The organism is Dialister hominis, from assembly GCF_007164725.1.
GTDB classification, from domain to species: Bacteria; Bacillota; Negativicutes; order Veillonellales; family Dialisteraceae; genus Dialister; species Dialister hominis.
In genome coordinates this window covers 1,820,280-1,845,584 of record NZ_AP019697.1, presented here as the reverse complement: position 1 = coordinate 1,845,584, position 25,305 = coordinate 1,820,280, and the positions used below count along the sequence as shown (strand labels likewise).

The following is a 25,305-nucleotide window of genomic DNA, read 5'->3' as shown; positions in this document are numbered from 1 at the left end:
GCCCTTTTCATTGCAGGTCCGGAGGGATCCATCATGCTGACCATTGAGAATTTATATTTTTCCTACACGGGGAGCGCTCCCTGGCTCCTGGAAAACGTCGATTTCCATCTGGCGGGCGGAGAGTATATTTCCATCGTAGGAAATAATGGAAGCGGCAAGAGCACCCTTCTGAAAATCATACTGGGCTTCTTGAAACCGGTCTCCGGGACGGTCACGCGCCGCGCCCGCCGCATCGGCTACGTACCGCAGCGGTCCGCCTCGGATGCCTCCTTTCCCATCACCGTGGAAGAAGTCATCCATTCCTACGGGAAACTGCTGCATTTGAAGAAAATCGACGTGGATCAGGTCCTTTCCGTGACAGGCATGGAAGGGTACAAGAAACAGCTCATGGGAAGCCTCTCGGGCGGCCAGCATCAGAAAGTGCTGATCGCAAGGGCGCTCATGGGAAGCCCTGATCTCCTCATCCTCGATGAACCATCGACCGGCGTCGACCTGACCAGCCAGCGCGACATCTACAAGGAACTCGATACCCTCCATAAGGACAAGGGCGTCACCATCCTTGCCGTCGAGCACAACCTCGCTGAGGCAGGCAAAGTATCCGACCGCCTCTACCACGTCGAACACGGACACGGCCACCTCTGCAGTGTCCGCCATTATATAGAAGAATACATAGAAAAGGAGGGCGGCCATGTTTAGCTATACCTTCATGCAGAATGCGCTCATCATTTCCATCTGCATCGCCGTTCTCTGCCCATGCATCGGGCTTTTCCTGGTGCTGAAACGGTACTCGATGATCGGGGATACCCTGGCGCACTCGTCTCTGGCGGGTGTCACGCTCGGGCTTCTCTTCCGGGAGAGTCCTGTCCTCATTTCCTTCGTCTTCACCGCCTTTGCGGGGATGATGATCGAATTTCTCCGGCAGTATTTCAAGAAATATACCGACCTCATCCTGTCCGTCGTCCTTTCCGTCTCCGTGGGCATCGCCATCACGCTGATCAGCTCCGGGCGTCTCCATGCCAATGCCGACGCCTACCTCTTCGGCTCGATGCTGACGGTCAGCAATGAGGACATGGCGATCACAGGGCTCCTGAGCCTTGCCGCCGTCCTGACGGTTATCCTGAACTATCACCAGCTTCTCTACATCACCTACGATGAAGAAGCAGCGCGCGTTGCCGGCGCGCACGTCAAAGTACTGAATTATGTCTTCGCCTTCCTTGTGGCGGCTGTCATCTCCGTTTCCATCCGATCTGTCGGGATATTAGTCATTACCTCGATGATCACGCTTCCGGTGGCCTCGGCGCTGCAGCTGGGGAAAGGTTTCCGCGCAACCTTCCTCGCCGCGATGGTGTACAGTTTCCTGTCCATACTGGGGGGCTTCTTCGCAGCCTATTACATAGGCGCAGCACCGGGCGGCGTCACAGCGCTCTTTGCCGCCGGACTGCTCCTTGTGACGATCCTGGCGAAAAAAGTCCTGCGCTGATGAGTCCGCATTTCCTGGGAGGAAGGGAATGCGTCTCCGGTACTCGGATCCGGCGGCCCGGCCGCCATTAGAAGAAAAAGGAGTATCTCTATCATGAAATTGTGGAAAAAATTGGCTTTAGCTGGCGCGGCAGCTTGCCTCATCATTACAGCAGGCTGTGGCAAGGAAGAGAAACCGGCGGCATCTGCCCCGGCAGGGAAAGTTCCCGTCACCGTATCCTTTGGAGCCATGAAAGAGCTCACGCAGGCCATCGGGGGAGACCGCGTAGCTATCACTGTCATCATACCGGACGGCACAGAACCCCACGAATTTGAACCTAAAGCATCCGACATGATGCGCGTCAAAGATTCCAAAGTCTTCATCTACAACGGGATGGGCATGGAACGCTGGGCGCCAGAGATGCTCAAGAGCATGAAAGACGGCCCCGTCGCTGTCGTTGCATCCAAGGGAATCGACCCCATCCGCCTGACGGATGAGGATGAAATCAAGGAACACGGCGACTTTGACCCGCACGTCTGGCTCGGACCGGAAGAAGCAAGAAAAGAAGCAAAGAACATCGCTGATGCCCTTGCTGCCGCTTCTCCTGAAAACAAGGAATACTTCGAAAAGAACTATGAGAAGCTCGACAAAGACCTCACGGCTATGACCGAAGAGTACAAAAAGAAACTCTCCACCGGCCACAGCAAAGAACTCGTTGCAGGCCATGCAGCCTTCGGCTACCTCTGCCGTGACTTCGGCCTGACACAGGCCAGCGTCGAAGACGCATTCGCATCCGGCGAACCGTCCCCGGCCAAACTTGCAGACATCATCGACTTCTGCAAGAAGCACAACGTCAAGACCATCTTCACCGAAGACATGATCAGCCCGGCTCTGACCGAGACTATCTCCAAAGAAGCCGGCGCCAAAGTCGAAACCCTTGACACCATAGAAAGCGGCGAACAAGACGCAAACTATGTCAAGACCATGAAAGAAAACCTGGAAAAAATCGACAAAGGACTTGCGCTGAACTGATTTGATTGATTTGAGAATTGAAAAAGGAAGGGGCTGTGGCAAAATCCGCCAAGACGCTCTTTCTCCTTTTCTCGAACGAAGTTCGGTTTAAGGGTGTTAACCTTGCTCCGAAGGAGAAGGTCCCGGCGAAGCCGGGGAATACAGTAGTTCCACGAGCGTAGCGAGGTTTTGAGGTTTTTAGATTGTAGAGATTGTATATCTATGTTAGATTAATTCTCTGGGCAGCTATATCAACACAAAGAAGGGGTTGTGGCAAAATGATTGTACATTTTGCCACAGCTTCTTCTTTTATCTTTTTGATGCAATTTCTCCTTTTCAAAAGAAAAATGAATGGTGCTTTATGGCTAACTTTGACAAGATAAAAGTCAAAAAATCAATAAGTTTAGAACGTGAATGTTCCGTAAATATGCGGACTTTCAAAAATCGAAAAATAAAAGTCAAAAATTTTTTAGCACTCTCTTGATTTAAGTGCTAAAAGTGCTATACTATAGTTGTCAGGAGGAAAGGGGCCCCGGGAATCCTAAAAGTTTGACAACGCAAATGTAAGCGCAAAAGGAAAGAGGTCATTATTATGAGAAGCTTGATTCCATTTGATGGTTTGTTTGGTGATACGGTCCTGGATCATTTCTTTGATGATGTTCCGACCATTTACAAAGATTATGTTTCCGTTCCAAAAGCGGATATTGAAGATCTGAAAGATCACTATGAAGTAACCTGTGACATGCCGGGCTACACGAAAGATGAGATTCAGGTCACTTACGAAAACGGTATCCTGTCCCTGTCCGCAAAGAGAGAAGACACGAAGGAAACGAAAGACGCAGATCGTAAGTTTATCCGCCGTGAACGCAGCTTCGCCGGTTTCCAGCGTCAGTTCGCCGTGAGTGGCGTCAAGGAAGAGGGCATCAAAGCCAGCCTGAAGGATGGCGTTTTGAAAGTAGAGCTCCCGAAATCCGGGAAACCTGAAATCGAACCGTCCCATAAAATTCAGATCGACTGACCGGTGAGCCGCATGGGAGATGATTCTCCCGCCGGATGCATATACTCCTGAGGAGGTCCCGGCAAGGACGAAAATCCTTGCCGGGACTTTTTCGCGTCCAAAAACAGCAGCGCTCAAGGCAGCGCCTGAAGTTATATAAATCTTGTATGACAACTTATACATATTTCCTTAGTAGACGATCAAGGGCCCTTTTGACAATGCATCACGTGTCAGAAGAGCCCTTATTTTTATGGAGCTATGTCCCATTTCCTTCGATAAAACCGAAGATTTCACAGTGTATTCCAGACGCTTGATTAAATGTCTACTTTGTCAACCTATTGTGAACTGAAGCAAATACTGAAATTGACAAATAAACCGTTTATAGAATATACTATTTCATAAAGTGACAGTGCAGATTCCTGCGGTCATTTTACAGGTTAATCTCCAATACCTGGGAAACCATTTTTTTATTCGGGAGGAATTACATATGGAAAGCTCTTGTGAGGAAATCATCCGCCTGGCCAACAAAGTGTTGGACGGGGGAGAGATCACTAGAGAAGAAGCAGGCCGTCTGATCCGTACAAAGGATGAAGATACCATGCTGCTTCTGGCTATGGCAGATAAGATCCGTCAGAAGTACAACGGCAATGCTGTTGACTTCTGCGCCATCATCAATGCGCGCAGCGGACACTGCCAGGAGGACTGCAAATTCTGCGCGCAGTCCGGTCATTACAGGACGGGAGCTACGACTTACCGTCTTTTGCCGGAGGACCAGATTCTGGCCGCTGCCAAGAAAGCCAAGGATGCGGGCGCTGTCCGTTTCTCTCTGGTAACGAGCGGAAGAAATCAGGATAATCCGAATGAATTCGAGGAAATCATCGATGTCGTGAAGAAGATTCACGATCAGGTGGGCATTGAAGTCTGCTGCTCCCTGGGCCTCATCACTGAGGAACAGGCCATCCGTCTTCGCGAAGCAGGCATCACAAGAATCCACTGCAACATCGAAACATCACCGTCGTATTTCCCGGAAATCTGCACCACGCACACGATGGAAGATAAGGAAGACATCATCCAGACAGCGCAGAAGGCAGGCATCCGCGTATGCTCGGGCGGCATCATCGGACTGGGCGAAGACCTCGACCAGCGTGTGGAAATGGCATTCCATCTGAAAAAGCTCCACATCGACTCTGTTCCGTTGAATATCCTCAACCCTGTCGAAGGGACACCGTTCTACACGAACGAACGTCTGGCTCCGCTGGAAGTGCTCCGTACATTTGCAGTATTCCGCTTCGTACTTCCAAAAGCGCTCATCCGCACAGCAGGCGGACGTGAAGTCAATCTTCGCAGCCTCCAGGCACATGCTCTCTCGGGCGGCCTGAACGGCATCATGGTCGGCGGTTATCTGACCACCGGCGGTAGAAATCCGAGAGAAGACCTGACCATGGTCAACGATCTGGGAAGAAGCAGAACCCAGCCACAGCTTTAAGCCTCACGGAAATTTCCCGATTTCCGAGAGGTCAGAATTACGCATTTGACGCGTAAGGTTTCACCAAGGAGAGACCCTGTTACTATACAACAGGATGTATTCGTTTAAGGAGTGGTCATTCATGGAAAGCGGTTGTGAACAGATTTTAAAAATTACAGACAGAATTCTGGACGGCGGAGAAATCACCGAAGAAGAAGCAAAAGCACTGATTCGTGCGACAGACGAAGACACCATGCTTCTTCTGGCATGCGCTGATAAGATCCGTCAGAAATTCTCCGGCAGAAGCGTCGACCTCTGCGCCATCGTCAATGCAAGAAGCGGACGCTGCCAGGAAGACTGCAAGTTCTGCGCCCAGTCTGCCCGTTACGACACAGGCATAGACAATTACACCTTCCTGCCGGAAGAAGAAGTCATGAAAGCAGCCCAGAAAGCGAAAGAAGCAGGCGCTGCCCGCTTCGATATCGTTACCGCAGGCCGGGATCAGAGAAATCCGAAAGACTTCGCAGAAATTCTGCATCTCATCCGCCGTATCCGCACGGAAATCGGCATCGAAGTCTGCTGCTCGCTTGGTTTCCTCACACAGGAACAGGCATACCAGCTCAGTGAAGCCGGCGTAAACCGTCTTCACTGCAACATTGAATCCGCACCTTCCTTCTTCCAGGAAGTCTGCACCACACATACCGCCGAGGAAAAAGCTGAGAACATCCAGCGTGCTCAGAAAGCCGGCATCCGCGTCTGCTGCGGCGGCATCCTCGGTCTGGGCGAAACCCTCGACCAGAGAGTCGAGATGGCTTTCCATCTAAAGAAACTGCACATTGATGCGATTCCGCTCAACGTGCTGAACCCGATTCCGGGAACCCCTTATGAACACAACGAGCCTCTGGCTCCATTGGAAATCCTCCGTTCATTCGCTATGTTCCGCTTCGTGCTTCCAAAGGCACAGATCCGTACAGCAGGCGGCCGCCAGCTGAACTTAAGAAGCCTGCAGTCCATGGCTCTGGCAGGCGGAATGAATGGCGTCATGATCGGCAACTACCTCACCAGCAAGGGATCTGACCCGCATGATGATCTCACCATGCTGCGCGACCTCGGTCGTACAAGAACCATGCCGAACGTACAGTAAGTGGAAGAGGCATGCCGCAGGGCGTGCCTTTTTCCTTGATCATACCGGGAAGAACCAATGGGAGGGACAATGAATCAGGATATAGCGCTCATTACCGAGTATATGGACAAAGTCCTGGAAGGCGGAGAAATAACAAGGGAAATGGCGGAGAAACTTCTCGACTGCGGGAAGCGCGAACCCTATTTCCTCATAGCCTCCGCCGACCGCATCCGCCGCACTTTCTGCGGAGATGAGATGCACTTCTGCAGCGACGTCAACGCAAGAAGCGGACGCTGCAGCGAAAACTGCCGCTTCTGCGCGCAGTCAGGCTGGTACAACACAGGCGTCAAGGAGTATCCGCTCCGCCGTCCTGAAGAACTTCTCAAAGAAGCCCGTCAGGCAGAAGCCTATGGCGCCGAACGATTCGGCATCGTCACCAGCGGGAGAGGCCAGACCGATCCCAAACAATTCGAATCCATCGTCGAAACAGTACGCCTCGTGACACAGCACACCGGACTTTCCGTCTGCTGCTCACTGGGGCTCCTTACCGACGAACAGCTGAAGAGACTCAAGGAAGCAGGCTGCGAAAGAATCCACTGCAACCTGGAAACGTCGAGAGATTATTTCTCCGAAATATGCACCACGCATACCTATGACGAGAAAATGAACCACATCCGCCGCATCCATGCCGCAGGACTCGACGTCTGCTCCGGAGGCATCTTCGGCCTGGGAGAAACGGAAAAGGACCGCCTCGACATGGCCTTCGCCCTGAAGGAAAGAGACATCCGCTCCGTCCCCTTAAACATCTTCAACCCGATCCCGGGCACCCCGATGGGAGAAACCAAGCCGCCGCAGCCGCTTGAAATCCTCCGCTACTTCGCCGTCTACCGCTTCATCCTGCCCCACGCCATCATCCGCGTATGCGCAGGAAGAGAAGGAGGCCTCCGCGACATGCAGTCCTTCGCACTCGCCGCCGGCCTCAATGGCGCCATGATAGGAGGCTACCTCACCATCGCCGGCCGTCCCCCGGAAAAGGACAAACAAATGGCACGCGACCTAGGCCGCGTCCTCTAAATGGGAAAAAAAGGGGCTGTGACAAAATGGTTAATCATTTTGTTGCAGCCTCTTTTTTGCGTCTTTATTTCATCATTTTTAGCTCTGCTGTAAGCCTTTTACGTAAAAATGCGCGTAAGCCCCCTTACCCCCATAAGACTTTTAATTATATTGTCTTAGGCGGCAATCCTTATACGCATTATTTTTGTGATGTATTTCCTTAAATTATAGCCAAGTGCTACCAGGTATAACTCGGCTTTTACAGAATCTATCCCTTTTCTGACGATTCTTTTGTACCATCTGTCATGTTTCATGATTCCAAAAGTTCCTTCAGCCTGGATTGACCGGTTCATTCTTAGCAGGGCTCCATGGATGCTTTCCAGATTATCCTGAACCTCCTGGTACATGTTATTCCGTTCTCTGCTCAATGAGATTCTTTTGTTCTTCGGGGTCTTTTTACATTGCTCTGCCAGCGGGCATCCTTGGCAGTCTTCGCATTCAAATACTTCCTCCTGCCTGCCGTATAAGTTCCCTCTGACCAGATGTCTATAGATAAATTTGAAAGCCCTGTCATTTGGACAACGGATGGTTCCATTCTCATCAACTCTAAAGTTTATTGGCCGAAACGGATTGGTATGGTATTTCTTGTCTTTCGTTTCTTTCTTGTACATGGGGAATTTCATATACTTTTCCATACCGTGCTGCTCGCAATAGATGTAATTGTTGAAAGATCCATATCCTGCATCTGCCACAGGATACTTAGGATAAGCCCCATAGACTTCGTGGAATTCCTCCATCAGCGGTACGAAGCAATCCATATCTGAACGATACTGGTTAACATCAATTACGGCAATAAATTCATCGGCAACACCTATTTGGACATTGTATGCAGGCAGAAGCTGATCATTTCCCATGTAGTCCGACTTGATTCGCATGAATGTTGCATCCGTATCGGTCTTCGAATAACTGTTTCTGGAAGTACCGCATATCTGTATCTTCTCAACATATTCTTCAAGTTTTGATGTATATGCCTTAAGCTGCTCATACTTGCGTTGATGATCGGACTTGCGATGCCCGCTTCCATGAACAAAGGCCGTCTCATCAATCTGCCAGATTTCTTTTAATTTATCCAATACCAGACGCAGATAGTCCGGAGCGTATTCTGTATTGATGTTTACACTCATATGGTCATACTTAAGATCATCATTGAGTAACTCAAAAAGGCTGGTAATCTTGGCAAAATGCTTGTAGCGGGATTTTTCAGCGGATTTCTTCCATACCCAGCTGTATTTATTTGCGTTCGCTTCAAACTTGGAACCGTCAATATATATATGCTGCAAATCCACGTTGAGTTTGCCGCAGAGTTCTTTCGTAATTGAATAAAAGATATCCTTGAGAGAATACTTAAGAAAGCCCTTCACGAAATGACAGAATGTCCGATAGGATGGGGCTTCATAATTCATCAGGTACATATATCTGATATTAACCCTGCAATTATCTTCAAGTTTTCTAAAAGAGCAATATCCTTCTTCTGCGAAACCATAGATGATCGTTTTCAGCATGTTGACGGGATTATACCTGGGTCTGCCAGCGCCACGCGTCGGTATGTAACGAAGGTACTTTTTAAGATCGATTTCCTCCATAAATCTGTCATACATTAAAACAGGATCATCGACATTGAGAATCTCAGAGGGAAACATTGGCAAAATGCCTTGTTCTGCGGTAAAATGATTGCTAGTGTTGTTATTTTTCATTGTAAAAAATTATAACACGAAAGGCTCTGCCCCGGACCAAATGATCCGGGGCAGAGCCTTTTTTGTTGGGATGAATTTTGTCACATCCCCTTTTTTAGTGGGATGAAGAAATTAAAACAGGACGACCAGCCTGCGGCTGAACACCATACAATCGAGCTGACGCTCGAAGGAACTGCAACTCATCCGCCCGACATCAGAAATTGGGGTCGGGCACCTTCCCTTCCAGGGCAAGGTCAAGTGCAAAACCACACAACCTCGCTGCGCTCGTGAAACCTTTTTATAAAAACCAATGAATACTACACCCCTTTCCCTGGCAACTTTAGAAAATGCATTCTTTAAAAACCTTCACAACCAGCCTGCGGCTGAGGAACTACATCTCATCCACCACAAAAGTGGTCCCCCTTCTCCTGACGGAGCAAGGTCAAAGGCATTCTTCCCCGCTGAGGCAGGTCAAGTTCCTCCACTACGATGCTAACGGATAGTATCGAATGAGTATCTTACGGTTTTCATTTACGGTGAACGTATTTAAATGATAGTGATAATATCGGTAAGGGTCGGTACGGAAGGTTTTAACCTGCCCGTCGGGGAAGGATCCAGCCTACATTTATACTGATGCTGGAGAAAGGGGTGCAGTTCCTTCGAGTGAAGCTCGGTCGTCCGGTTTTCTCTTTTTCCACGAACGAAGTTATATAAGTTTAAGACAAATCAGATTGGATATTTTTCATTTCTCATCGCAGGGCTGCCCCCAACGGAGGGAAGTGCCCGAAGGGCGAAAGGGGTGCAGTTTCTAAAAAGGCGAAGCATCATCGCTCAGGATGTCAGAGCTCGCCCCGTAGGGGGAGCTGGCGGCGGAGCCGACTGAGGAGGTTCATTTCCCAGGCTGCAAGCCGGTTGTATGGTTTTTCATGTTTTACTTTTCCTACTAGCAAAGCTCGGTTGTGCGGTTCTAAGCTTAATACAAATGTATTTGTGTTAGATAATCCTCTAATCAAATTTAACCGAAACCCTTTAAAGAAAGTTTGTGAATAGGAAATATATATTTAAATTAGCTATAACAAAATTCTATTAATTATTGTAACAATTATGATTTTTTGGCTTTTGAGAATACAAATTCCCTATGATATGCTGTAAATATCTAAATCCGGAACAATTTTAAACGGAAGGGAGAATTATTTATGAAGAGATTATTTATTTTTCTATCGGCTTTATTTGCTTTGTTCCTCTTACAGGTTGCACCAGCACAGGCAATTTCTTTAGGATCCAAGACTGCATCTGCTAAGGGACCGGATACATTACTTATTATTCAATTGGATCCGAATTATGTTGGTAAACCGGGAGAAATTGAAAAAAGAATTTTTGATTCATTTGCTGATGAGGTCAAAAAAGCAGGACACACCGTAGTACCATTTGCTCAGGCGCAGAAAGATCTTCGTATTTATCTTCGTGAAGAAGCCGATACAGATACTCAGCGTGAACAGGATCTCGGAGTAGTATTAAAATCAAAAGATTTTAAGGCTTTAGCTGCAAAAGAAAATGTTCAGTATGTCCTTTTAGTTTCTACAAGAACAACTTCCGCAGAAGTAAAAGCAAATTTCTTCACTGGACAGAGAAAGAATCTTACCGTTCTGACAAATATTGTACTTTATGATGCGAAAGCTGGAGATTATCTTGCTGACCAGAGTTATACAGAGATCGGAAAGACATCTGGCAGCTATGATAGAGCTTATAGCCGTGCGACAAATAAACTTTTAGATGAAGTAAATGTTGCTGATTTTTATAAAGGCAATGTTTACTAAAACAAGTAATTAAATAAAAGTACCTGATTCACGGTAATAGAATCAGGTACTTTTATTTTTATCCTATTCTTGTCCATCCCCCACAAAAAAAGGACCCGCCAAGAGTCCTTTTTCCCTATCTTTTCCTATCTTTACTTATCCTTCAGTTTTTCAACATCCATCATAGCCTTATAGACCATGTCGAAGGTGATGTCGTATGGTTTGACTCTCATATCCTTGGTATGGAGGCAGTTTTCTACGAGTTCATCGGGATGCTTGGGGTCGATGCCGATGTCTTCCAGGCAGTGCGGAAGGTTGATGGATTTGGCGAAGTTGTAGATCTTGTCTCTTTCTTCGATCTGGCCGTCCATGGTGAGCATGACCTGCAGGCCGTAGTTGACGACGGCGCCGTGGAGGTGCTCGCCTTTGTGCGGAGTGCGGGTGTGGCTGTTGTAGATGGCGTGCGCGAGGCTGGAGTCGAGATCGTCTTCGATGCAGACGGAGGCCATGCCGGGAGCCACGATGATGGAAAGTGTGGCTGCTTCGAGAGCGTCTGTCACGATTCCCTTGTCTACGTCAGCGAGGGCTTCTTTGCCGTATTTCAGGATGCCTGGTGCCACGTTCTGTGCGTTGTTCACGCCGGTCTGCTGGATCCATGTGAGGTCCATACCTCTGGCGGAGAAGGGGACTTCATACTGTTTGGCAAGAGCATCGCCGAGGCCTGCCCAGAAGTACTGGCGCGGGGAGTGTGCGATGATTTCCGTATTGATGAAGGTGTGCCATGCACCGCGTTCTCTGTAAATGGAGCCTTTGAAGCTGTGATCCGGGTTGTACATGATGCAGACGGCAGTGACGGAGGCGCAGTTGGATGCGAGCGTCGGGAATGTGAAGATCGGTTTCTTCAGGAGGTGCGCAGCCCATTTGCAGGTGTCGGTCGCGCGGCCGCCGCCGACGGCGAAAATCATGTCGGCTTCCTGGATTTCCGGGATCTTTGTCAGAGCTTCGGCGTTTTCAAATGTAGCGTCGTCGCCGTAGAGGAAGGATCCGGTGATGTCGATCTTTCCGCTGACTGCTTTTCTGATCAGCGGTTCAGCGGCGATTCTGGCCTTGGTGCCGCCGATGATGACAGCGGTTTTTCCATATTCGCCGCAAATATCCGGAATCTTGTCATAGGCATCGCTGCCGATGGTGAAGTGCGGAAAATACGTACTATTCATAAATGATCCCCTCTCTTATGTAAAAGGCTCATGGCCTTGGAATGTATACAGGTATTATAGTCGAATCAGATGGTCTCTTCAAGAATCAATGACCGATGCGGACCTGCCTGCCACCTGCGGCTTCGAAGAGGCGGTGGGAAATGGAGAGAACGGTGCGCTTTTCAGAAGCGGCGCGGAGGGCGTCTAAGACCTGCTTTTCCGTGACGGAGTCAAGGTTCGCCGTAATTTCATCGAGAAGGAGAAGCGGCGGATTCGTGACGGTTGCGCGGGCAATGGAAAGGAGCTGGAACTGGCCCTGTGAAAGGAGTCCCGGGTCGTAAGGCGTATCAAGGCCCTCCGGCAAGTCTTCGATGGCAGGAAGGATGCCTGTCTCGGCAAGTGCTCTTCTGACATCTTCCTCAGAAATGGAGGGATCGGAGAGTGTGATCTGGTCTCTCATGTTTCCCGAAACAGGTTTGAACTGCTGCTCGACGAGGCCGAATACCTTTCTCCTTTCCTCTTCAGGGATGGATTCCGGCGCGCGCCCGAAGATGCGGACGGTGCCTTCCGATGGCTGGTAGAGGCCGCAGATGAGCTTGAAGAGCGTGCTCTTGCCCGAGCCTGTCCGCCCGATCAGCGTGACGTTCTCGCCTTCATGGATGGTGAGGTCGAAATTGTGGAAGACGGGCTCTCCATCTTCGTAGGCAAAGGAAAGATGGCGGATGGAAATCGGGATATTTTCTTCCTTTTCGGACACTGCTGCGGAAGGCGGTTCCATTTCTTTTTCGGAGAGGAAATCGCCGATCCGCTTGCAGCCTGCGATGGCGGACTGGATATTCTGGATTTCCATGCCGATGCTTTCCAGTGGAGAGAAGACTTTCCCGACGTAGGCGATCAGGGCGACGGCGGTGCCCGCGCTCATGCCGAAGAGTGCCTGGAAGTCGCTCCTGCTGACGGAGAGGACGACCGTGATGGCGATGATAAGCGAGCTCACCGTGATGATGATCGGCGAGTAAATCGAGTCATACAAGTTGCTCCTGTTCATCGCGTCGAACCCCGCGCGGACGGATTTTCCGTACCTTTCTTCCATGAAGGATTCGCGGTGGTAGAGGCGGATCGTGCGGATGCTGGCAATCGTTTCAGGGATGGCCTGATTGATGCCCGCGACGGCTTTCCTGTTGTCGAGCTGCGCGGAAAGCATGCGGCGCTGGAATGTCCTCGTGAGGAGGAAGAGAATCGGCAGTGATAAGAAGAGCAGGATCATGAGGCCCTTGCTCAGGAAATAGACGACGCAGAGGATGGAAACAATGCGGAAGACGTCGGAAATCATGGAAATGATGCCCGAGTCGAAGAGGTCTTCGAGCGTGTCGACGTCGTTCACGAAGAGCGAGGCGAGCGATCCGCTGTCGTTTTCTATGAAGACGGAGGAGGGCAGGCGCGAGAGCTTGTCCGCCATGAAGGAGCGGATGTGACGCGTCGAGCGCTGGCCGAAGATCGTGATGATCGTTTCCTTGACCGAGTCCGCGATGCCCGAGACGGCTGTCAGGGCAAAGTAGAGAAGGCCTGCCTGGATGAGGAAGGGAAGCGTCGCATTTTCTGCCGTCAGTTCATCGACGATGCGCCTAAGAATCAGCGGCGGCGTGACGGAAACGGTGACGGAGATGAGGATGGCAAGGACGAGCCCGATAGTCAGCTTCTTATTATGCAGGGCAGCATAGCGGAAAATGGAGTAAAGCGGGCGCTTCGTGTCGACGGGATTCTTTTGGCTCATTTATCGTCCCCTCCTTCCGCGAGGGCGTGCTGCATCTTCCAGAGGCGGCGGTACTCCCTGTTCCTGCTGAGAAGTTCTTCGTGGGGAAGGACCTCTACACTCCCGTCTCCTGAAATCCAGACGACGCGGTCGAAGTCCTTGAAGAAATGGAGACGGTGGGAAATGAGGATGACGATTGAATCCTTCAGCATCGGGCGGATGTTGGTGAGGATTTCCTCTTCCGTCTTTCTGTCGACGGCGGAGAAGGGATCGTCCAGGATGAGGAGCGGGCGCTTGTGGTAGAGTGTACGGGCCAGAGCCACGCGCGCCTGCTGGCCGCCGGAAAGGCGGAGGCCTCCTTCTCCGATCATCGTGTGGATGCCATCCGGGAAGGAGGAAATTTCCTTGTCCATCTCGACGGCTTTAAGGACAGCATCGAGATCGCCGGGCTTTCCGAGGCGGATGTTGTCCTCGATTGTTCCCGAGAAAAGCTCGGGGCGGTGACCCATGTAGCCGACCGTGCCGATGGGGTCGATTTCGCTTCCAAGGCGCTTTCCACCGTAAAGTATCGTGCCTTCATAAGGGTACTCGCAGAGGAACGTGCGGCCCAGCGTCGATTTCCCGCTGGCGACTTTCCCTGTGACGCCGATGAATTCCCCGGGCTTGGCTTCGAGGTTGAAATCTTTGTAAATCGGGTGGTCGCCGCCCGGGTAGGTGAAGGAAACGTGGCTAACGGAAAGAGTGGCAGACGGGGACACCTTTTGTTCTGTCTCCTCGATATCCTTCAGGTAGGGACGGACGCGGACCCATGACACCTTCGCTTTCTGCACGGCATTGAAAAGATGCGCCGCATGGGAGGCCTTTACGGCCAGGCGGGCAAAGCAGGCAAGGTAGGCCGAGAAGGCAGCGATGTCCCAGGAAGCCCAGCCCGTTCCCATGACGTTCCTGCCGCCATGGACGATGATAAAGAAAGCGCCTGTCATGGCAATGACTTCATAAAGAGGCTCCATGGTATTTCCCCAGAGATTGGCGCGGACCGTCTTCTTCTCATAATCGGCAAGATACGTCTCATAGATACCGTCCTGCGCCGTCTCCTCGCCGAAAATGCGGTAAGTGAGCGCATTCCTGATGCGGTCCATCGTGCGGTCAGAAAGGCGGCCGCTCGATTCCTTCCCGGCGCGTGCGCTGTCGGTCACGACTTTCTTGAGCCGGCCGGCAATGAAGTAGGCAATCGGCGGGAAGAGAAGGACGAGGAAGGTCAATTTCCAGTCATAGTAAAAAAGGAGCGCGGCATAAGCGACCATGACGACGCCCGTGTCGAAGACTTCCGTCGTGAATTTGCGCATGCCTTCCACGCAGGCATCGACGTCCGAGACGACGCGCGTCATGAGGGACCCTTCTGTCTCGCCCGCCTTGGCCGTTTCCTGATGGATGAGCGTGCGGTAAAGGATCGCCTTCATCGCAAGGGAGATGTCGTTGGCAAAATGGCGCACGTAAAGACGCTTGAGGGCGCGGCAGCCCTGCACGATCATGATCGTCAGAAGGTAGAGCGAAGCGAGGCGCAGCATCGCCGATGGCGCCCGCTCGCCGCCCAGGATGTCGATCACGTACTGGGCCAGCTGCCCTTCGAACCAGGGGGAGAGCGTCATGCCCACATTGTAGATGAGCCCGCTGATCGTCACGTACAAAAGGACCTTCTTCTCTCCCGCAAAGTAATAGAGAAGATCCGAGGGCGTATATTTCTTCATAATAATCTTCTTTCTTTCCTGAATTCTTCCTTTTTCTCTATTATAATTCAGAGAGAGGCACACGGTTTTAAACAATACTTAAAATAGAAACAAGAATGATAAATGAGAATTTTTCCTGTTTTGGCAAAGCGTTTTTTAGTATATAATGAGAAATAGATATGAGGAAAATAAAGGGGGACCTTGTATGAATTGGAAAAAAGCTGCTGCAGCGGCCGTTTTTGTACTCGCACTCGGGGGAAGCATCGGAGCGGATGCTGCCACCATTTCCCTTCCAGGACTTTCCGGAAATCCGGCGGAGCAGTCCGGGGCATTCCGCACCGACGACTACCATCTTACACGTGCTTACCTCAAAAGCCCGTACCTGATCGCGCACGGCATCAATGAAAACTTCGCAGGCTACGTCAATGCGGCGATTGCCAGGGAGAAAAGAAATTTCCTGGACGAACTTTCCAGGGAACCTGCCGGCATCACGGGGATCATGACGTGGAATGAAGGTCTTATCGCAAACTACTACAGCAACCTGCAGGGGATCACAAGCCTCGTCCTCATCGAGGAATGGAAGAGCGCAAGCGGCTCCTCCCTCTTCGTGAAGGGACTCAACTTTGACGCGGGAGGAAATCTCATTCCCTTCAAGCGTCTCTTTCCACGCATGACAGCAGGCGATGCGGAGGAAAGGATTCAGGCATATGCATCCAAAGCAGGGATCATGCTGCTTCCTCATAGAAAGGCGGCCCTTCCCACGAACTACTACGTGTCGAAGAAAGGCGTCGTCTATGCCATTTACCAGCCGGGCGAAAGGACGCTTTATAAGTACGGCGTCTTCTGCGTCCCGATAGGGACAGTCTGACCCGGCATTCCATCAAGGAGGAATCACGATGAAGAAATTGGAAATCGGCCTTATGGCTGCCCTGCTCCTGTTTCCAGCCATTGGCACCGCTGAAGCGTACACCGCCGAGACACTGAAACAGGCGCAAGGCCCTGCCATTGTTTCTGAATCCTACAAAGACGGCACCATGGAAGTACGCAAAGCCGTCTCGAAAGACGCAAATCTCCTTCGCCGCGCAAGAATCAACAGCGCCATCGATACGGAAATCGACCGCTTTGGAAACTATGTGGCAAAAGCCAATCAGCGCACCGGAGGCGGCACAAAGGGATGGATCAATTACAAAGAAGGCATGACTGGAGAAAACGACCCGTACACCAGCCTTCTCTTCTTCGAATCCGTTTACTATTACCATGCGGCGCATCCTCTGACCTATGCCAAAGGACTGACCTTCGACCAGATGGGACATAAAGTCACCTTCGAAGACCTCAAGAAGAAAATGCCGAACCTCACTCTGGAAGAACTCCGCCGCCAGACCGCCCTTCAGGCAGAAGCCAACCACCTCTTCCTCTTCAAGGACTACAAGATCAACAAATTCCCGGAAACCTTCTACATTGACAAAAACAATCACCTCTACTTCGTCTTCCAGCAATACGCCATCGCTCCCTATGCCGCAGGCTTCATCGTCATAGACATGGGCGAAGTCCCGGAGAAATAAGCATCAAAAAAGGAAGTACATCTATCAAAGAACGCACTTCCTTTTTATTTCATTTTCATTACAGGAACATCAGCCCGATGGCGATCAGGAGGAGAAGCGTGCCCTCCACGCGGCTCATGATGAGCGGGAAACTCTCATGACGGATGAGGGTATCCTTCAGCTGGCCGGCGCAGATGGCGGCGATTGAGAAAAGGATGGCTGCCTGGATGGAGAACGTCAGGCCCAGAAGACCGATCTGAAGACTGGGAGAGAGGAAACCATTTGGCTGGACGAACTGCGGAAGAATCGCGAGGAAGAAAAGAAGCACCTTCGGATTCGACGCATTCATGAGGAAGCCCCTCTTGTAGAGTGCAAAACTTTCCGACTTATCCACCACGTCGCCCGCCTTGATCGAAGCGCCCTTCGAGCGGAAAGCGCCGTAGGAGAGATAAAGGAGGTAAGCCGCGCCGCAGTATTTCAAGACCATGAAAGATGCCGGCGAGCTCTGGATGAAAGCCGCCACACCTGCCATGACAAGAAGCGTATGCCAGAGAGGACCCGTTGCGAGCCCCATCGCCAGCGTCACACCCTGCCTGGGTCCTGCCGAAAGACTCTTTGTCAGGATGTACATATTATCCGGCCCCGGAGCCAGCGTCAGCAGGATCGCCGCGCCAAGGAAAGACAAGTAATTCGCTAAATCCATCTCTTCGCCTCCTCAAAAGGAAATTTCAATTATTATATCATTTTCAGCGGTGCTCTGGCGGGAAATTTGACCCTGAGCCCCTAAGAGTGTATAATATGACTTATAGTCAATTATTTTACAAACGAAAGGAAGGTTCCCATGAAAAAGAAATGGCTGGCCCTTGCGGCCGCAAGTTTTCTCGTATTCTCTACCATGACAGCGCAGGCAGAAGAACCTGCCAGAAGAAGCATCACCGTTTCCGGATCGGGACAAGTGACCGCCAAGAGCGACATTGCCACCCTTCATATTTCCGTACAGACAGAATCCGCCAACAGCAAAGCTGCCGTCCGTGAAAATGCGAACACGATGACCGCCGTCAGAAACGCCGTCATTGCAGCAGGCGCCGACGCTTCCAAGATCGAAACACAGAACTACAGCGTCTATCCGCAGCAGAACTACGACAACAAGGGAAGAAAAACCGACTTGAAATACATCTGCAACAACACCATGAACGTCACCGTCACCAACATTGCAAGGACAGGTGAAGTCATGGACGCAGCTATCAATGCAGGCGCCACCCGCCTCGACTCCGTCGATTTCGGCGTGAACGATACACAGAAATTCAAAGACGCAGCCTTAAGAGCCGCTGCCCTTGATGCCAAGAACAAAGCCAACATCCTGGCATCAGCCCTCGGACGCACCGTCGTGAACGTCATCTCCGTCAACGAAGACAGCGTGAACGTCGTCCCGTACCGCCTGATGTCCTTCAAAGCCGCCGCCCGCGACAACGTGGAAACGACGACACCCGTAGACCCCAGTGATTCCAAAATGGAAAGCCACGTCACCATCGTCTTTGAAATTGCCTGAGGATAATTTTATATAAAAAGAAAAAAGGGCTGTGACAAAATGGATAATCATTTCGCCACGGTCCTTTTTCCTTGCAAATTTTGAGGAAAAGTGTCTAGAATAATAAAAAAACAAAAAGGAAGAAAGAAATGGAAAGCACAAACGCATCCATAGAAGACATCGACCGCATCGAAGAAATCGCAACCGCGGCATTCAAAAGCACAGTCTACTACGCCAAGCCCATCCTCACCACCCACGTAGAACACTTCCCGCAAGGCTTCCTCCTTGCCAGAGAAGGAAAAGAAATCCTGGGATTCATCTGCGCCTTGGTGCCAGAGAAACATCCATACAGGGCTGGATGTACGAAAAGAAAGCCCGCCCCGAAGAAAACCCCACCACCTTCATGGGACTCTACCTCGCCATCGATCCCAAGTACCAGGGAAAAGGCATAGGCACAGAGCTCCTGAGACAAGCCGAACACCTCTCGGCAACCCTCGGCTGCACCCGCCTCACCCTCATCTGCGAAGACCACCTCATCCCGCTCTATAAGAAACTAGGCTACACATTAGACGGCATTAACGCCCTCAAATACGGCAACAAAACCTGGTACGACATGTCCATAGAAACAAAAAAATAAAAGAAAGAGGAGAAAGAGTCGTATGGTTCCCATCACTCAAATCATAAAACATGAAAACTGATAATATCCTTACACGCCGAAGCGGAAGGTTTTGACCTGCCCCAGCGGGGAAGAATGCCTTTGACCTTGCTCCGTCAGGAGAAGGGGGACCACTTTTGTGGTGGATACAGTAGTTCGGACAGACTTTAGTCTGGTTGTATGGTTTTTATTTTGTGAAATTTTTTAATATCGCCAGAGAAAGGGGTGCAGTATTCATTGGTTTTTATAAAAGGTTCTGCGAGTGGAACGAGGTTGGCTTGTTTTCAGATTGCGAAGCAAGGAAATGGTGTTGACCTTGCGCCGCCAGGAGAAGGTGTCAGGCTCCGAATTTCTGTTGCCTGACGGATGAGATGCAGTTCTACAGCCGCAGGCTGGTTTTACGGTTTTTTAATTCGCGCCCCGTCGCGGTTGTGTGGTCTCTATATAAGAGCCTTTAGATAATAAGGCGTACCTTGGCACTTTTAGCGATGGCGCGGCAACTGAGAGTAAACCGTACAACCTCGCTTCGCTCGATAACTACATCTCATCCCCCGCGTTCCGCGGTTCCCCTTCTCCTTTCGGAGCAAGGTTAACACCCTTAAACCTCGCTTCGCTCGAAAAGAACAGAACTCAGTACATTGCGATTGATAATAGCCGTTCTCGCCGGTACGGAAGGTTTTGACCTGCCCCATTGGGGAAGGAGTACCGGCTAATCATTAAAATGTTGCCGGGAAAGGAGTGCAGTATTCATTGGTTTTTAAAATATGAAAAGGTTCCACGAGCATAGCTCGGTTGTATGGTTTTATCAGAAGAACGGTTTTCCCCCCCCACCCAAAAGGGACTGCAGAAATACACGAAACTGTATTTCCGCAGTCCTTTTCTATTTCCTTATTTCTTGATGCAGATTTCATCAAGCGGACGTTTCGGGACGCAGTAGTCCTTGTTTTCATCCAGATAATACTTGATCGAACCATTCTCAGGAACGTCGACGATCGTGCTCTTGCAGCCCGGGTATCCCAGAGCAATCAGGAGACGCGGATTCCAGTCTTCCGGAACGCCCAAGAGCTCCGTCATCTTCGGGAATTCGACAGCACCCAGCATAGCCGAGCCGATGCCGTAGCTGTACGCATTCAGCGTAATCGTCCTTGCTGCGATGCCCACATCCACATCAGCCCACGGATTGCCGCGGCCTTCCTTGCAGATAAGGACGAAAGCCGTCGGCTGTTCGCCTACCTTCGGCGTGCCGAGCTCCTTTGGAAGAGCAGCGGCCCAGTGGATCATCGGCTGCATCTTGGCAACAAGATCCGGATCCTTCACCAGCACATAACGGAGCACCTGCCCGTTCATCGCGCTGTTCGCAATGCGGACATTGTCCATCAATTCATCCAATACTTCCGGAGCGATCTTTTCCTGCGTGAAACGGCGGTACGTACGGCATCCGGTGCAAAGCGTCTTGAAATCCATAAGAAATCCTCCTTATTTGACGTGAGCGATGACTTCCACTTCACAAAGCGCCCCGGCAGGGAGAGCCAGGACAGACACACAGCTTCTGGCGGGCTTGCTGATGAAATGCTTCCCGTAAATTTCATTGAAAGCTGCGAAATTTTCCATATCCGTCAGGAAACAAGTCGTCTTCACGACAGCTTCCATATCGGCGCCGGCCTTCTTCAGCACAGCCTCGATATTTGCGCAAACCTGCTCAGCCTGAGCCTCCAGACCCTCAGCAAGCTTTCCCGTTTCCGGATTGATTCCGATCTGACCGGATAAAAATACAAGATTTCCGACCTTCTTAGCCTGAGAATACGGTCCCAGCGCAGCCGGAGCATGCTTCGTTTCAATAGTCTTCATAGAAATCCCTCCAATGGAAAAATATAAAGATTCTGACCTAAATATAAACCTTAAATAGATATAAAAGCAAGAAGTACCCAAAGGGGAACCACTGTAAGAATGGACAGGGAATTTGATTGACAATAAGCAGGAAAGCATTGAAAATGAATAGAAAAGGAAGGAGGCGGGCCGATGGCATTCACGGTTAAAGATGCACTGGCTTTGGATAATCTGAAAAGCGCAAAAGTTGTGGCAGGTCTTAATGGTGAGGATCGTGTGATTCAGTATGTGGATATCATGGAGACACCGGATGCATATAAGTGGATTCGCAAGAATGAGCTCATTATTACGACTGGGTATACCATTCGGGAAGATCTGGATGCACAGCTCCGGCTGGCCCGTCAGGCGTGGGCAGATGATGCAGCAGGACTTGCTATCAAATTTGGAAGGTATATAGGCAAGGTGCCGTCTGAAATGATTGAACTCTGCAACCGACTGGACTTTCCGCTCATTGCACTCCCGGATGAGATTCCGTATATCGACATCACGCATCCCATTATGACAGGGATTATTAATTTGCAGGCGGAAGAGCTTGCATATTCAGATGATGTATATAAGAAGCTGACGAAAGTAGCCCTGGAAACAAACAGCATTGAGAGAATCGCAGAAGAATTATCCGGCATACTGGGAAAGGAAGTCCATATTTATCCGCATAATCTGAGCAAGGAAGCTCTGTCTTCCATGGATAAATTCAAGGTCTTTCCGATTATGATAAAGTCATCCAATTATGGGTATATCGCTGTAAAATCATTGATTCCTTTGACAGAGAAAGAAATGATCGCCATCGAGCATGCTAAAGTTCTGGCGGCTCTTCAGCGAATCAATTATGAGCTGGCAACAGAATCTCATTGGAATGAGAGGCGTGATCTTCTTGATGATTTAATCAGTGGAAAACCTGTAAACTGGGACCTGGTCTCTGCGCGTGCAGCGGAATTCGGTTTTTCCCTGGAGGGTGAAAAGTGTGTTTGCATAATTGATATTGACAGATACTCGGCCTACCTTTTAAGGAACAAGCTGACGGAAAGAGAATCTATGATGTTCCGAAGAAGTTTCTATCATATCGTGCAGGATACCGTACGCGTCTATGGGCATATTGGGCTCAACTTCCTGACTGCCCAGCAAAACGATAAGATTATTCTTCTCTGCCCATCGGGTGACGACATCTCTATGGACTGGGATAAGATTCTTCGGATTATTCGTGAGAAGCTGGGAAAGCTGGGGAATGGAGTGACTGCAACATGTGCAATCAGTAATGATGTCAAAAATATCATGGAAATTCCACATGCTTATAAAACTGCTCAGCACCTTATTACACTTTCAAGGAAAATTTATGGAGAAGGGCATACAATCCGCCAGAAAGATGCGGAATTGTACCTGATTCTTGAAAAAATCGATTCGATCTCTTTATCCAACTCGCTCCTTGCCCCGGTTCTTCGGTCAAAGAAAAAGGATGAATATCTTCTGACACTCCGGACTTATCTTGCTTGTGACAGCAATGTGTCTGAAGCTGCGGAGAAGCTCTTCATTCACCGGAATACGATGCAGTACAGGCTTAAGCAGATAGAAAAGCTGATTGGACAGCCGATGGACAGCGCTGAGACGAAGACGCTTCTCTGGCTTCTTTTAAAAGCTCATGAATTATTATAGTAAAAGGTCATAATTGTGCAGTTTGCACAAAAACTGAACTATTCTTTATTCATCTCAATCTAGGATGAAAAGAAGGTTTTAAGGTACACTAAGGTCATGTAATGGGAATCCTTTGTTCCTGAGACAGACTGAGGGTACCTTATTTTTTATGGTTCAGGAGGCAGTATATGAGCGTACAGACCGTGCAGGAAAAGCATCCGAGTGCCCTAGAGCCCGGCGTGCTGACTATGAACGTGCTCCTCTCATTTTTTGGGGCAATCATAGGCCTGCAAATCATCACATCTTTGGGCGTAACGCCGAACACAGCAATTATCGGGGTATTGATCTCGCTGATTGTTTCTAGGATTCCTATCGGTGCTTTCATGAAATTCAAGGATATGCATCGACAGAATTTAGTGCAGACTGCTATATCCAGTGCGACTTTCGGCGCAGCGAATTCACTCTTGCTGCCAATCGCCATTCCTTATCTGCTGGGACATGCTGAACTTGTATGGCCGATGCTGATGGGTGCGGTTCTGGGGATGTCCATTGATATGTGCATGCTGTACTGGCTCTTCGACTCCAAGGCATTTCCCGGCAAGGCTGCATGGCCGGCAGGTATCGCAGCTGCTGAGGCCATTAAGGCAGGAAATAAAGGCGGAAAGCAGGCAATGCTTCTTATGTGGGGCATTGGTGCCGGCATTGTCGGCTCTTTCTTCAAGATTCCTATGTCAGCACTTGGAATCACCATGATTGCCAATATGTGGGCTATGCTGATGTTTGCCATTGGCCTTCTGCTCCGCGGCTATTCCAAGATGTTCTTCGGGATTGATCTCAATGCGCTCTACATGCCGCATGGATTCATGATTGGTGCCGGCCTCGTCGCTGCATTCCAGATCCTGATGGTATTCCTGGAGAAGAAAGGCAAGAAAGCAGTAGAAGATGATGTGGAACCCTATCAGTACACAAGAAGCGATAATGCAGTTGAACACAGCATTATCCGCGGGTTCGTTCTCTATATTCTTTCTGCAATTCTTCTGTCTTTTGTAGCAGGTCTTTATACAGGCATGTCTCTTCCATATCTCTGTCTTTGGATCCTGTATGCTGCTGTTGCCTGCATCCTGGCTGAATTTATTATCGGTCTTTCTGCAATGCATTCCGGATGGTTCCCTGCTTTTGCAACATCCCTTATTTTCCTGATTATCGGAATTCTTCTTGGATTCCCGCCTGTTGCTCTGGCAATTCTTGTAGGGTTCATTTCCAGCGGCGGTCCGGCATTTGCCGACGGCGGCTTCGATTTCCGTACAGGCTGGATTCTTCGTGGATTTGGCAAGGATCCTGCATTTGAAATGGAAGGACGCCGCGAACAGTTCATTTCTGCTTTCGTTGGGTTTGGTGTCAGTGCTATTACCGTTGCCTTGACACATGATATGTATTTCTCGCAGAGCTTATTCCCGCCGGTTGCTAATGTTTTCGTGGCAACAATCAATGCAGGCATTGATCCGGGAATTGTCAAGAATCTTCTTCTTTGGGCTATTCCTGGTGCACTGCTTCAGTTCTTTGGCGGTTCTGCAAGGCAGATGGGAATCATGATGGCGACAGGGCTCCTGATTGTCAGCCCGATAGCCGGACTGACCGTTGTTGCCGGACTCCTGGTCCGCTTGATTATCATTAAGACTAAGGGTGAGGAAGCAATGATACCGGTCACCGTCATGGCAGCCGGCTGTATCGCGGGCGATGCACTCTATGGCTTCTTCAATTCTTTGGTTCGTGTAAGCCTTAAGAAATAATACAGATGAATTTTTTGGGGAGGTAAAATAATGGCTTTAAAACAGGTTTTAGACGTTTATGAAATTTTAGATGACATCCACGTTAATGGTGAAGTTGTTACTGAATATGCAAAAAGCAAAGGAATCCTGGACGCCACATACACTCGCGTTGATGAAGGAAAAGGTCCGACTGATTTTATCCGCCTCGTTATTCCGGGTAGAAACGGGAAATTAAACGGTGGCAAAGCTCCGACACTTGGCATTATCGGCCAGCTCGGCGGAATCGGCGCAAGACCAGAGAGAATCGGATTTGTATCTGACGGTGACGGTGCACTTTCTGCCGTTGCAACTGCCATTAAGCTGATTGATATGGTCGGAAAAGGCGATCAGATCGATGGGGATGTTATTGTATCCACTCATATTTGCCCGACCGCTCCTACAATGCCGCATGATCCGGTTCCTTTTATGGGATCCCCTGTTGATATGGCAACAAACGTCAAATTGACCGTTGATCCGGACATGGACGCTATTCTTTCTGTTGATACGACAAAGGGAAACAGAATTCTCAATAAGAGAGGATTCGCGCTGACTCCTACCGTCAAAGCCGGCTATATTCTGCATATCAGCGAAGATCTCCTGCAGATCCAGCAGACTTCTACCGGAGAACTCCCATGCGTGCTGGCTCTGACAACGCAGGATATAACACCATATGGCAATGGGCTCTATCATATGAACAGCATTCTTCAGCCCTGCTGCGGGACGGATGCTCCGGTCGTAGGTGTGGCAATCACGACGGAATCTTCTGTACCGGGATGTGCAACAGGAGCAACTCACGAAGTTGACGTCGCTGAAGTTGTTCAATTCTGCGTCGAAGCTGCTAAGGAATTTACGGCAGGGAAGTGCAGCTTCTATGATAAGGATGAGTTCGAAATGATCCAGAAACTTTATGGATCCATGAAAGTTCTTCAGACAAGAGGAAATCAGTAATT

Annotated in this window: 23 protein-coding genes; 15 read left to right on the top strand and 8 right to left on the bottom strand. The window is 49.9% G+C overall.

Going from position 1 to position 25,305, the window contains the following annotated elements; all coding sequences use genetic code 11:
• Positions 1-33: 33 nt before the first annotated feature.
• The 7 genes from Dia5BBH33_RS08540 (at position 34) to bioB (Dia5BBH33_RS08510) (ending at position 7,129) form a co-directional block, all read left to right on the top strand.
• Positions 34-696: a metal ABC transporter ATP-binding protein gene (locus Dia5BBH33_RS08540; RefSeq protein WP_108850954.1), complete on the top strand. Its 663-nt coding sequence runs from the start codon at positions 34-36 to the stop codon at positions 694-696.
• On the top strand, positions 689-1,480 hold the full coding sequence (locus Dia5BBH33_RS08535; RefSeq protein ID WP_143332782.1) for a metal ABC transporter permease: 792 nt from the start codon (positions 689-691) through the stop codon (positions 1,478-1,480). The genes Dia5BBH33_RS08540 and Dia5BBH33_RS08535 overlap by 8 nt, the downstream gene beginning before the upstream one ends.
• A gap of 93 nt (positions 1,481-1,573) precedes the next feature.
• The gene (locus Dia5BBH33_RS08530) at positions 1,574-2,491 is read left to right on the top strand and encodes a metal ABC transporter solute-binding protein, Zn/Mn family (protein ID WP_108850558.1); all 918 of its coding nucleotides are present in this window, start codon (positions 1,574-1,576) and stop codon (positions 2,489-2,491) included.
• A gap of 571 nt (positions 2,492-3,062) precedes the next feature.
• A complete protein-coding gene (locus Dia5BBH33_RS08525; protein WP_108850559.1) occupies positions 3,063-3,488 on the top strand; it encodes an Hsp20/alpha crystallin family protein in 426 nt (141 codons plus the stop codon).
• Positions 3,489-3,954: 466 nt separating this feature from the next.
• Positions 3,955-4,953, top strand: coding sequence for a biotin synthase BioB (gene bioB, locus Dia5BBH33_RS08520; RefSeq protein WP_022382299.1), 999 nt, complete (start codon positions 3,955-3,957; stop codon positions 4,951-4,953).
• A gap of 121 nt (positions 4,954-5,074) precedes the next feature.
• A complete protein-coding gene (bioB, locus tag Dia5BBH33_RS08515; protein WP_143332781.1) occupies positions 5,075-6,076 on the top strand; it encodes a biotin synthase BioB in 1,002 nt (333 codons plus the stop codon).
• Between the two features lie 69 nt (positions 6,077-6,145).
• Positions 6,146-7,129, top strand: coding sequence for a biotin synthase BioB (gene bioB / locus Dia5BBH33_RS08510; protein ID WP_143332780.1), 984 nt, complete (start codon positions 6,146-6,148; stop codon positions 7,127-7,129).
• A 155-nt stretch (positions 7,130-7,284) separates the two neighbouring features.
• Here bioB (Dia5BBH33_RS08510) and Dia5BBH33_RS08505 read toward each other — a convergent pair whose 3' ends face one another.
• On the bottom strand, positions 7,285-8,862 hold the full coding sequence (locus tag Dia5BBH33_RS08505) for an IS1182 family transposase (protein ID WP_143332110.1): 1,578 nt from the start codon (positions 8,860-8,862) through the stop codon (positions 7,285-7,287).
• A gap of 1,175 nt (positions 8,863-10,037) precedes the next feature.
• Here Dia5BBH33_RS08505 and Dia5BBH33_RS08500 point away from each other — a divergent pair.
• Positions 10,038-10,658 carry a hypothetical protein gene (locus Dia5BBH33_RS08500; RefSeq protein ID WP_022383165.1) on the top strand — a complete coding sequence of 207 codons (621 nt, stop codon included), beginning with the start codon at positions 10,038-10,040 and terminating at the stop codon, positions 10,656-10,658.
• Positions 10,659-10,789: 131 nt separating this feature from the next.
• On the opposite strand, the gene Dia5BBH33_RS08495 is transcribed toward Dia5BBH33_RS08500, so the two are convergent.
• The 3 genes from Dia5BBH33_RS08495 to Dia5BBH33_RS08485 form a co-directional block, all read right to left on the bottom strand.
• Positions 10,790-11,854: an iron-containing alcohol dehydrogenase family protein gene (locus Dia5BBH33_RS08495; RefSeq protein WP_108850562.1), complete on the bottom strand. Its 1,065-nt coding sequence runs from the start codon at positions 11,852-11,854 to the stop codon at positions 10,790-10,792.
• An 85-nt stretch (positions 11,855-11,939) separates the two neighbouring features.
• Positions 11,940-13,604, bottom strand: a complete 1,665-nt coding sequence (locus Dia5BBH33_RS08490; RefSeq protein WP_143332779.1) for an ABC transporter ATP-binding protein — start codon at positions 13,602-13,604, stop codon at positions 11,940-11,942.
• Positions 13,601-15,331, bottom strand: a complete 1,731-nt coding sequence (locus tag Dia5BBH33_RS08485) for an ABC transporter ATP-binding protein (RefSeq protein WP_108850564.1) — start codon at positions 15,329-15,331, stop codon at positions 13,601-13,603. The genes Dia5BBH33_RS08490 and Dia5BBH33_RS08485 overlap by 4 nt, the downstream gene beginning before the upstream one ends.
• A gap of 184 nt (positions 15,332-15,515) precedes the next feature.
• Here Dia5BBH33_RS08485 and Dia5BBH33_RS08480 point away from each other — a divergent pair, with 184 nt between their 5' ends.
• Together Dia5BBH33_RS08480 and Dia5BBH33_RS08475 are read left to right on the top strand one after the other, a co-directional pair.
• Positions 15,516-16,178, top strand: a complete 663-nt coding sequence (locus Dia5BBH33_RS08480; protein WP_108850565.1) for a hypothetical protein — start codon at positions 15,516-15,518, stop codon at positions 16,176-16,178.
• A 28-nt stretch (positions 16,179-16,206) separates the two neighbouring features.
• Complete coding sequence (locus Dia5BBH33_RS08475) at positions 16,207-16,872, top strand: DUF3298 domain-containing protein (protein WP_143332778.1); 666 nt, start codon at positions 16,207-16,209, stop codon at positions 16,870-16,872.
• Positions 16,873-16,930: 58 nt separating this feature from the next.
• Here Dia5BBH33_RS08475 and Dia5BBH33_RS08470 read toward each other — a convergent pair whose 3' ends face one another.
• The gene (locus Dia5BBH33_RS08470; RefSeq protein WP_143332777.1) at positions 16,931-17,554 is read right to left on the bottom strand and encodes a LysE family translocator; all 624 of its coding nucleotides are present in this window, start codon (positions 17,552-17,554) and stop codon (positions 16,931-16,933) included.
• A 138-nt stretch (positions 17,555-17,692) separates the two neighbouring features.
• Here Dia5BBH33_RS08470 and Dia5BBH33_RS08465 point away from each other — a divergent pair, with 138 nt between their 5' ends.
• Positions 17,693-18,400, top strand: coding sequence for an SIMPL domain-containing protein (locus Dia5BBH33_RS08465; RefSeq protein ID WP_108850569.1), 708 nt, complete (start codon positions 17,693-17,695; stop codon positions 18,398-18,400).
• Between the two features lie 47 nt (positions 18,401-18,447).
• On the opposite strand, the gene Dia5BBH33_RS08460 is transcribed toward Dia5BBH33_RS08465, so the two are convergent.
• Positions 18,448-18,723: a hypothetical protein gene (locus tag Dia5BBH33_RS08460; protein WP_143332776.1), complete on the bottom strand. Its 276-nt coding sequence runs from the start codon at positions 18,721-18,723 to the stop codon at positions 18,448-18,450.
• Positions 18,724-18,737: 14 nt separating this feature from the next.
• Here Dia5BBH33_RS08460 and Dia5BBH33_RS08455 point away from each other — a divergent pair, with 14 nt between their 5' ends.
• Positions 18,738-19,016 carry a GNAT family N-acetyltransferase gene (locus tag Dia5BBH33_RS08455; RefSeq protein ID WP_143332775.1) on the top strand — a complete coding sequence of 93 codons (279 nt, stop codon included), beginning with the start codon at positions 18,738-18,740 and terminating at the stop codon, positions 19,014-19,016.
• A 906-nt stretch (positions 19,017-19,922) separates the two neighbouring features.
• Here the strand turns inward: Dia5BBH33_RS08455 and Dia5BBH33_RS08450 are convergent.
• A complete protein-coding gene (locus tag Dia5BBH33_RS08450) occupies positions 19,923-20,498 on the bottom strand; it encodes a nitroreductase family protein (protein WP_108850571.1) in 576 nt (191 codons plus the stop codon).
• 12 nt (positions 20,499-20,510) lie between these two features.
• Positions 20,511-20,882, bottom strand: coding sequence for a RidA family protein (locus Dia5BBH33_RS08445; RefSeq protein WP_108850572.1), 372 nt, complete (start codon positions 20,880-20,882; stop codon positions 20,511-20,513).
• 171 nt (positions 20,883-21,053) lie between these two features.
• Between Dia5BBH33_RS08445 and Dia5BBH33_RS08440 the strand changes: the two genes are divergently transcribed.
• The 3 genes from Dia5BBH33_RS08440 to Dia5BBH33_RS08430 all read left to right on the top strand — a co-directional run bounded on the left by Dia5BBH33_RS08440 (position 21,054) and on the right by Dia5BBH33_RS08430 (position 25,303).
• Entirely contained in the window at positions 21,054-22,568 is a 1,515-nt protein-coding gene (locus tag Dia5BBH33_RS08440; protein ID WP_143332774.1) for a PucR family transcriptional regulator, read from the top strand.
• Between the two features lie 167 nt (positions 22,569-22,735).
• Entirely contained in the window at positions 22,736-24,337 is a 1,602-nt protein-coding gene (locus Dia5BBH33_RS08435) for an OPT/YSL family transporter (RefSeq protein WP_143332773.1), read from the top strand.
• A gap of 30 nt (positions 24,338-24,367) precedes the next feature.
• Complete coding sequence (locus Dia5BBH33_RS08430) at positions 24,368-25,303, top strand: DUF1177 domain-containing protein (protein WP_108850575.1); 936 nt, start codon at positions 24,368-24,370, stop codon at positions 25,301-25,303.
• The last annotated feature ends 2 nt before the right edge of the window (positions 25,304-25,305 follow it).

What these genes read in the sequence shown, in the direction of transcription:
- Dia5BBH33_RS08540 (WP_108850954.1), top strand. Translation starts at nt 34, where the DNA reads ATGCTGACCATTGAGAATTTATATTTTTCCTACACGGGGAGCGCTCCC.
- Dia5BBH33_RS08535 (WP_143332782.1), top strand. Translation starts at nt 689, where the DNA reads ATGTTTAGCTATACCTTCATGCAGAATGCGCTCATCATTTCCATCTGC.
- Dia5BBH33_RS08530 (WP_108850558.1), top strand. Translation starts at nt 1,574, where the DNA reads ATGAAATTGTGGAAAAAATTGGCTTTAGCTGGCGCGGCAGCTTGCCTC.
- Dia5BBH33_RS08525 (WP_108850559.1), top strand. Translation starts at nt 3,063, where the DNA reads ATGAGAAGCTTGATTCCATTTGATGGTTTGTTTGGTGATACGGTCCTG.
- bioB (WP_022382299.1), top strand. Translation starts at nt 3,955, where the DNA reads ATGGAAAGCTCTTGTGAGGAAATCATCCGCCTGGCCAACAAAGTGTTG.
- bioB (WP_143332781.1), top strand. Translation starts at nt 5,075, where the DNA reads ATGGAAAGCGGTTGTGAACAGATTTTAAAAATTACAGACAGAATTCTG.
- bioB (WP_143332780.1), top strand. Translation starts at nt 6,146, where the DNA reads ATGAATCAGGATATAGCGCTCATTACCGAGTATATGGACAAAGTCCTG.
- Dia5BBH33_RS08505 (WP_143332110.1), bottom strand. Translation starts at nt 8,862, where the DNA reads ATGAAAAATAACAACACTAGCAATCATTTTACCGCAGAACAAGGCATT.
- Dia5BBH33_RS08500 (WP_022383165.1), top strand. Translation starts at nt 10,038, where the DNA reads ATGAAGAGATTATTTATTTTTCTATCGGCTTTATTTGCTTTGTTCCTC.
- Dia5BBH33_RS08495 (WP_108850562.1), bottom strand. Translation starts at nt 11,854, where the DNA reads ATGAATAGTACGTATTTTCCGCACTTCACCATCGGCAGCGATGCCTAT.
- Dia5BBH33_RS08490 (WP_143332779.1), bottom strand. Translation starts at nt 13,604, where the DNA reads ATGAGCCAAAAGAATCCCGTCGACACGAAGCGCCCGCTTTACTCCATT.
- Dia5BBH33_RS08485 (WP_108850564.1), bottom strand. Translation starts at nt 15,331, where the DNA reads ATGAAGAAATATACGCCCTCGGATCTTCTCTATTACTTTGCGGGAGAG.
- Dia5BBH33_RS08480 (WP_108850565.1), top strand. Translation starts at nt 15,516, where the DNA reads ATGAATTGGAAAAAAGCTGCTGCAGCGGCCGTTTTTGTACTCGCACTC.
- Dia5BBH33_RS08475 (WP_143332778.1), top strand. Translation starts at nt 16,207, where the DNA reads ATGAAGAAATTGGAAATCGGCCTTATGGCTGCCCTGCTCCTGTTTCCA.
- Dia5BBH33_RS08470 (WP_143332777.1), bottom strand. Translation starts at nt 17,554, where the DNA reads ATGGATTTAGCGAATTACTTGTCTTTCCTTGGCGCGGCGATCCTGCTG.
- Dia5BBH33_RS08465 (WP_108850569.1), top strand. Translation starts at nt 17,693, where the DNA reads ATGAAAAAGAAATGGCTGGCCCTTGCGGCCGCAAGTTTTCTCGTATTC.
- Dia5BBH33_RS08460 (WP_143332776.1), bottom strand. Translation starts at nt 18,723, where the DNA reads ATGTTTCTCTGGCACCAAGGCGCAGATGAATCCCAGGATTTCTTTTCC.
- Dia5BBH33_RS08455 (WP_143332775.1), top strand. Translation starts at nt 18,738, where the DNA reads ATGTACGAAAAGAAAGCCCGCCCCGAAGAAAACCCCACCACCTTCATG.
- Dia5BBH33_RS08450 (WP_108850571.1), bottom strand. Translation starts at nt 20,498, where the DNA reads ATGGATTTCAAGACGCTTTGCACCGGATGCCGTACGTACCGCCGTTTC.
- Dia5BBH33_RS08445 (WP_108850572.1), bottom strand. Translation starts at nt 20,882, where the DNA reads ATGAAGACTATTGAAACGAAGCATGCTCCGGCTGCGCTGGGACCGTAT.
- Dia5BBH33_RS08440 (WP_143332774.1), top strand. Translation starts at nt 21,054, where the DNA reads ATGGCATTCACGGTTAAAGATGCACTGGCTTTGGATAATCTGAAAAGC.
- Dia5BBH33_RS08435 (WP_143332773.1), top strand. Translation starts at nt 22,736, where the DNA reads ATGAGCGTACAGACCGTGCAGGAAAAGCATCCGAGTGCCCTAGAGCCC.
- Dia5BBH33_RS08430 (WP_108850575.1), top strand. Translation starts at nt 24,368, where the DNA reads ATGGCTTTAAAACAGGTTTTAGACGTTTATGAAATTTTAGATGACATC.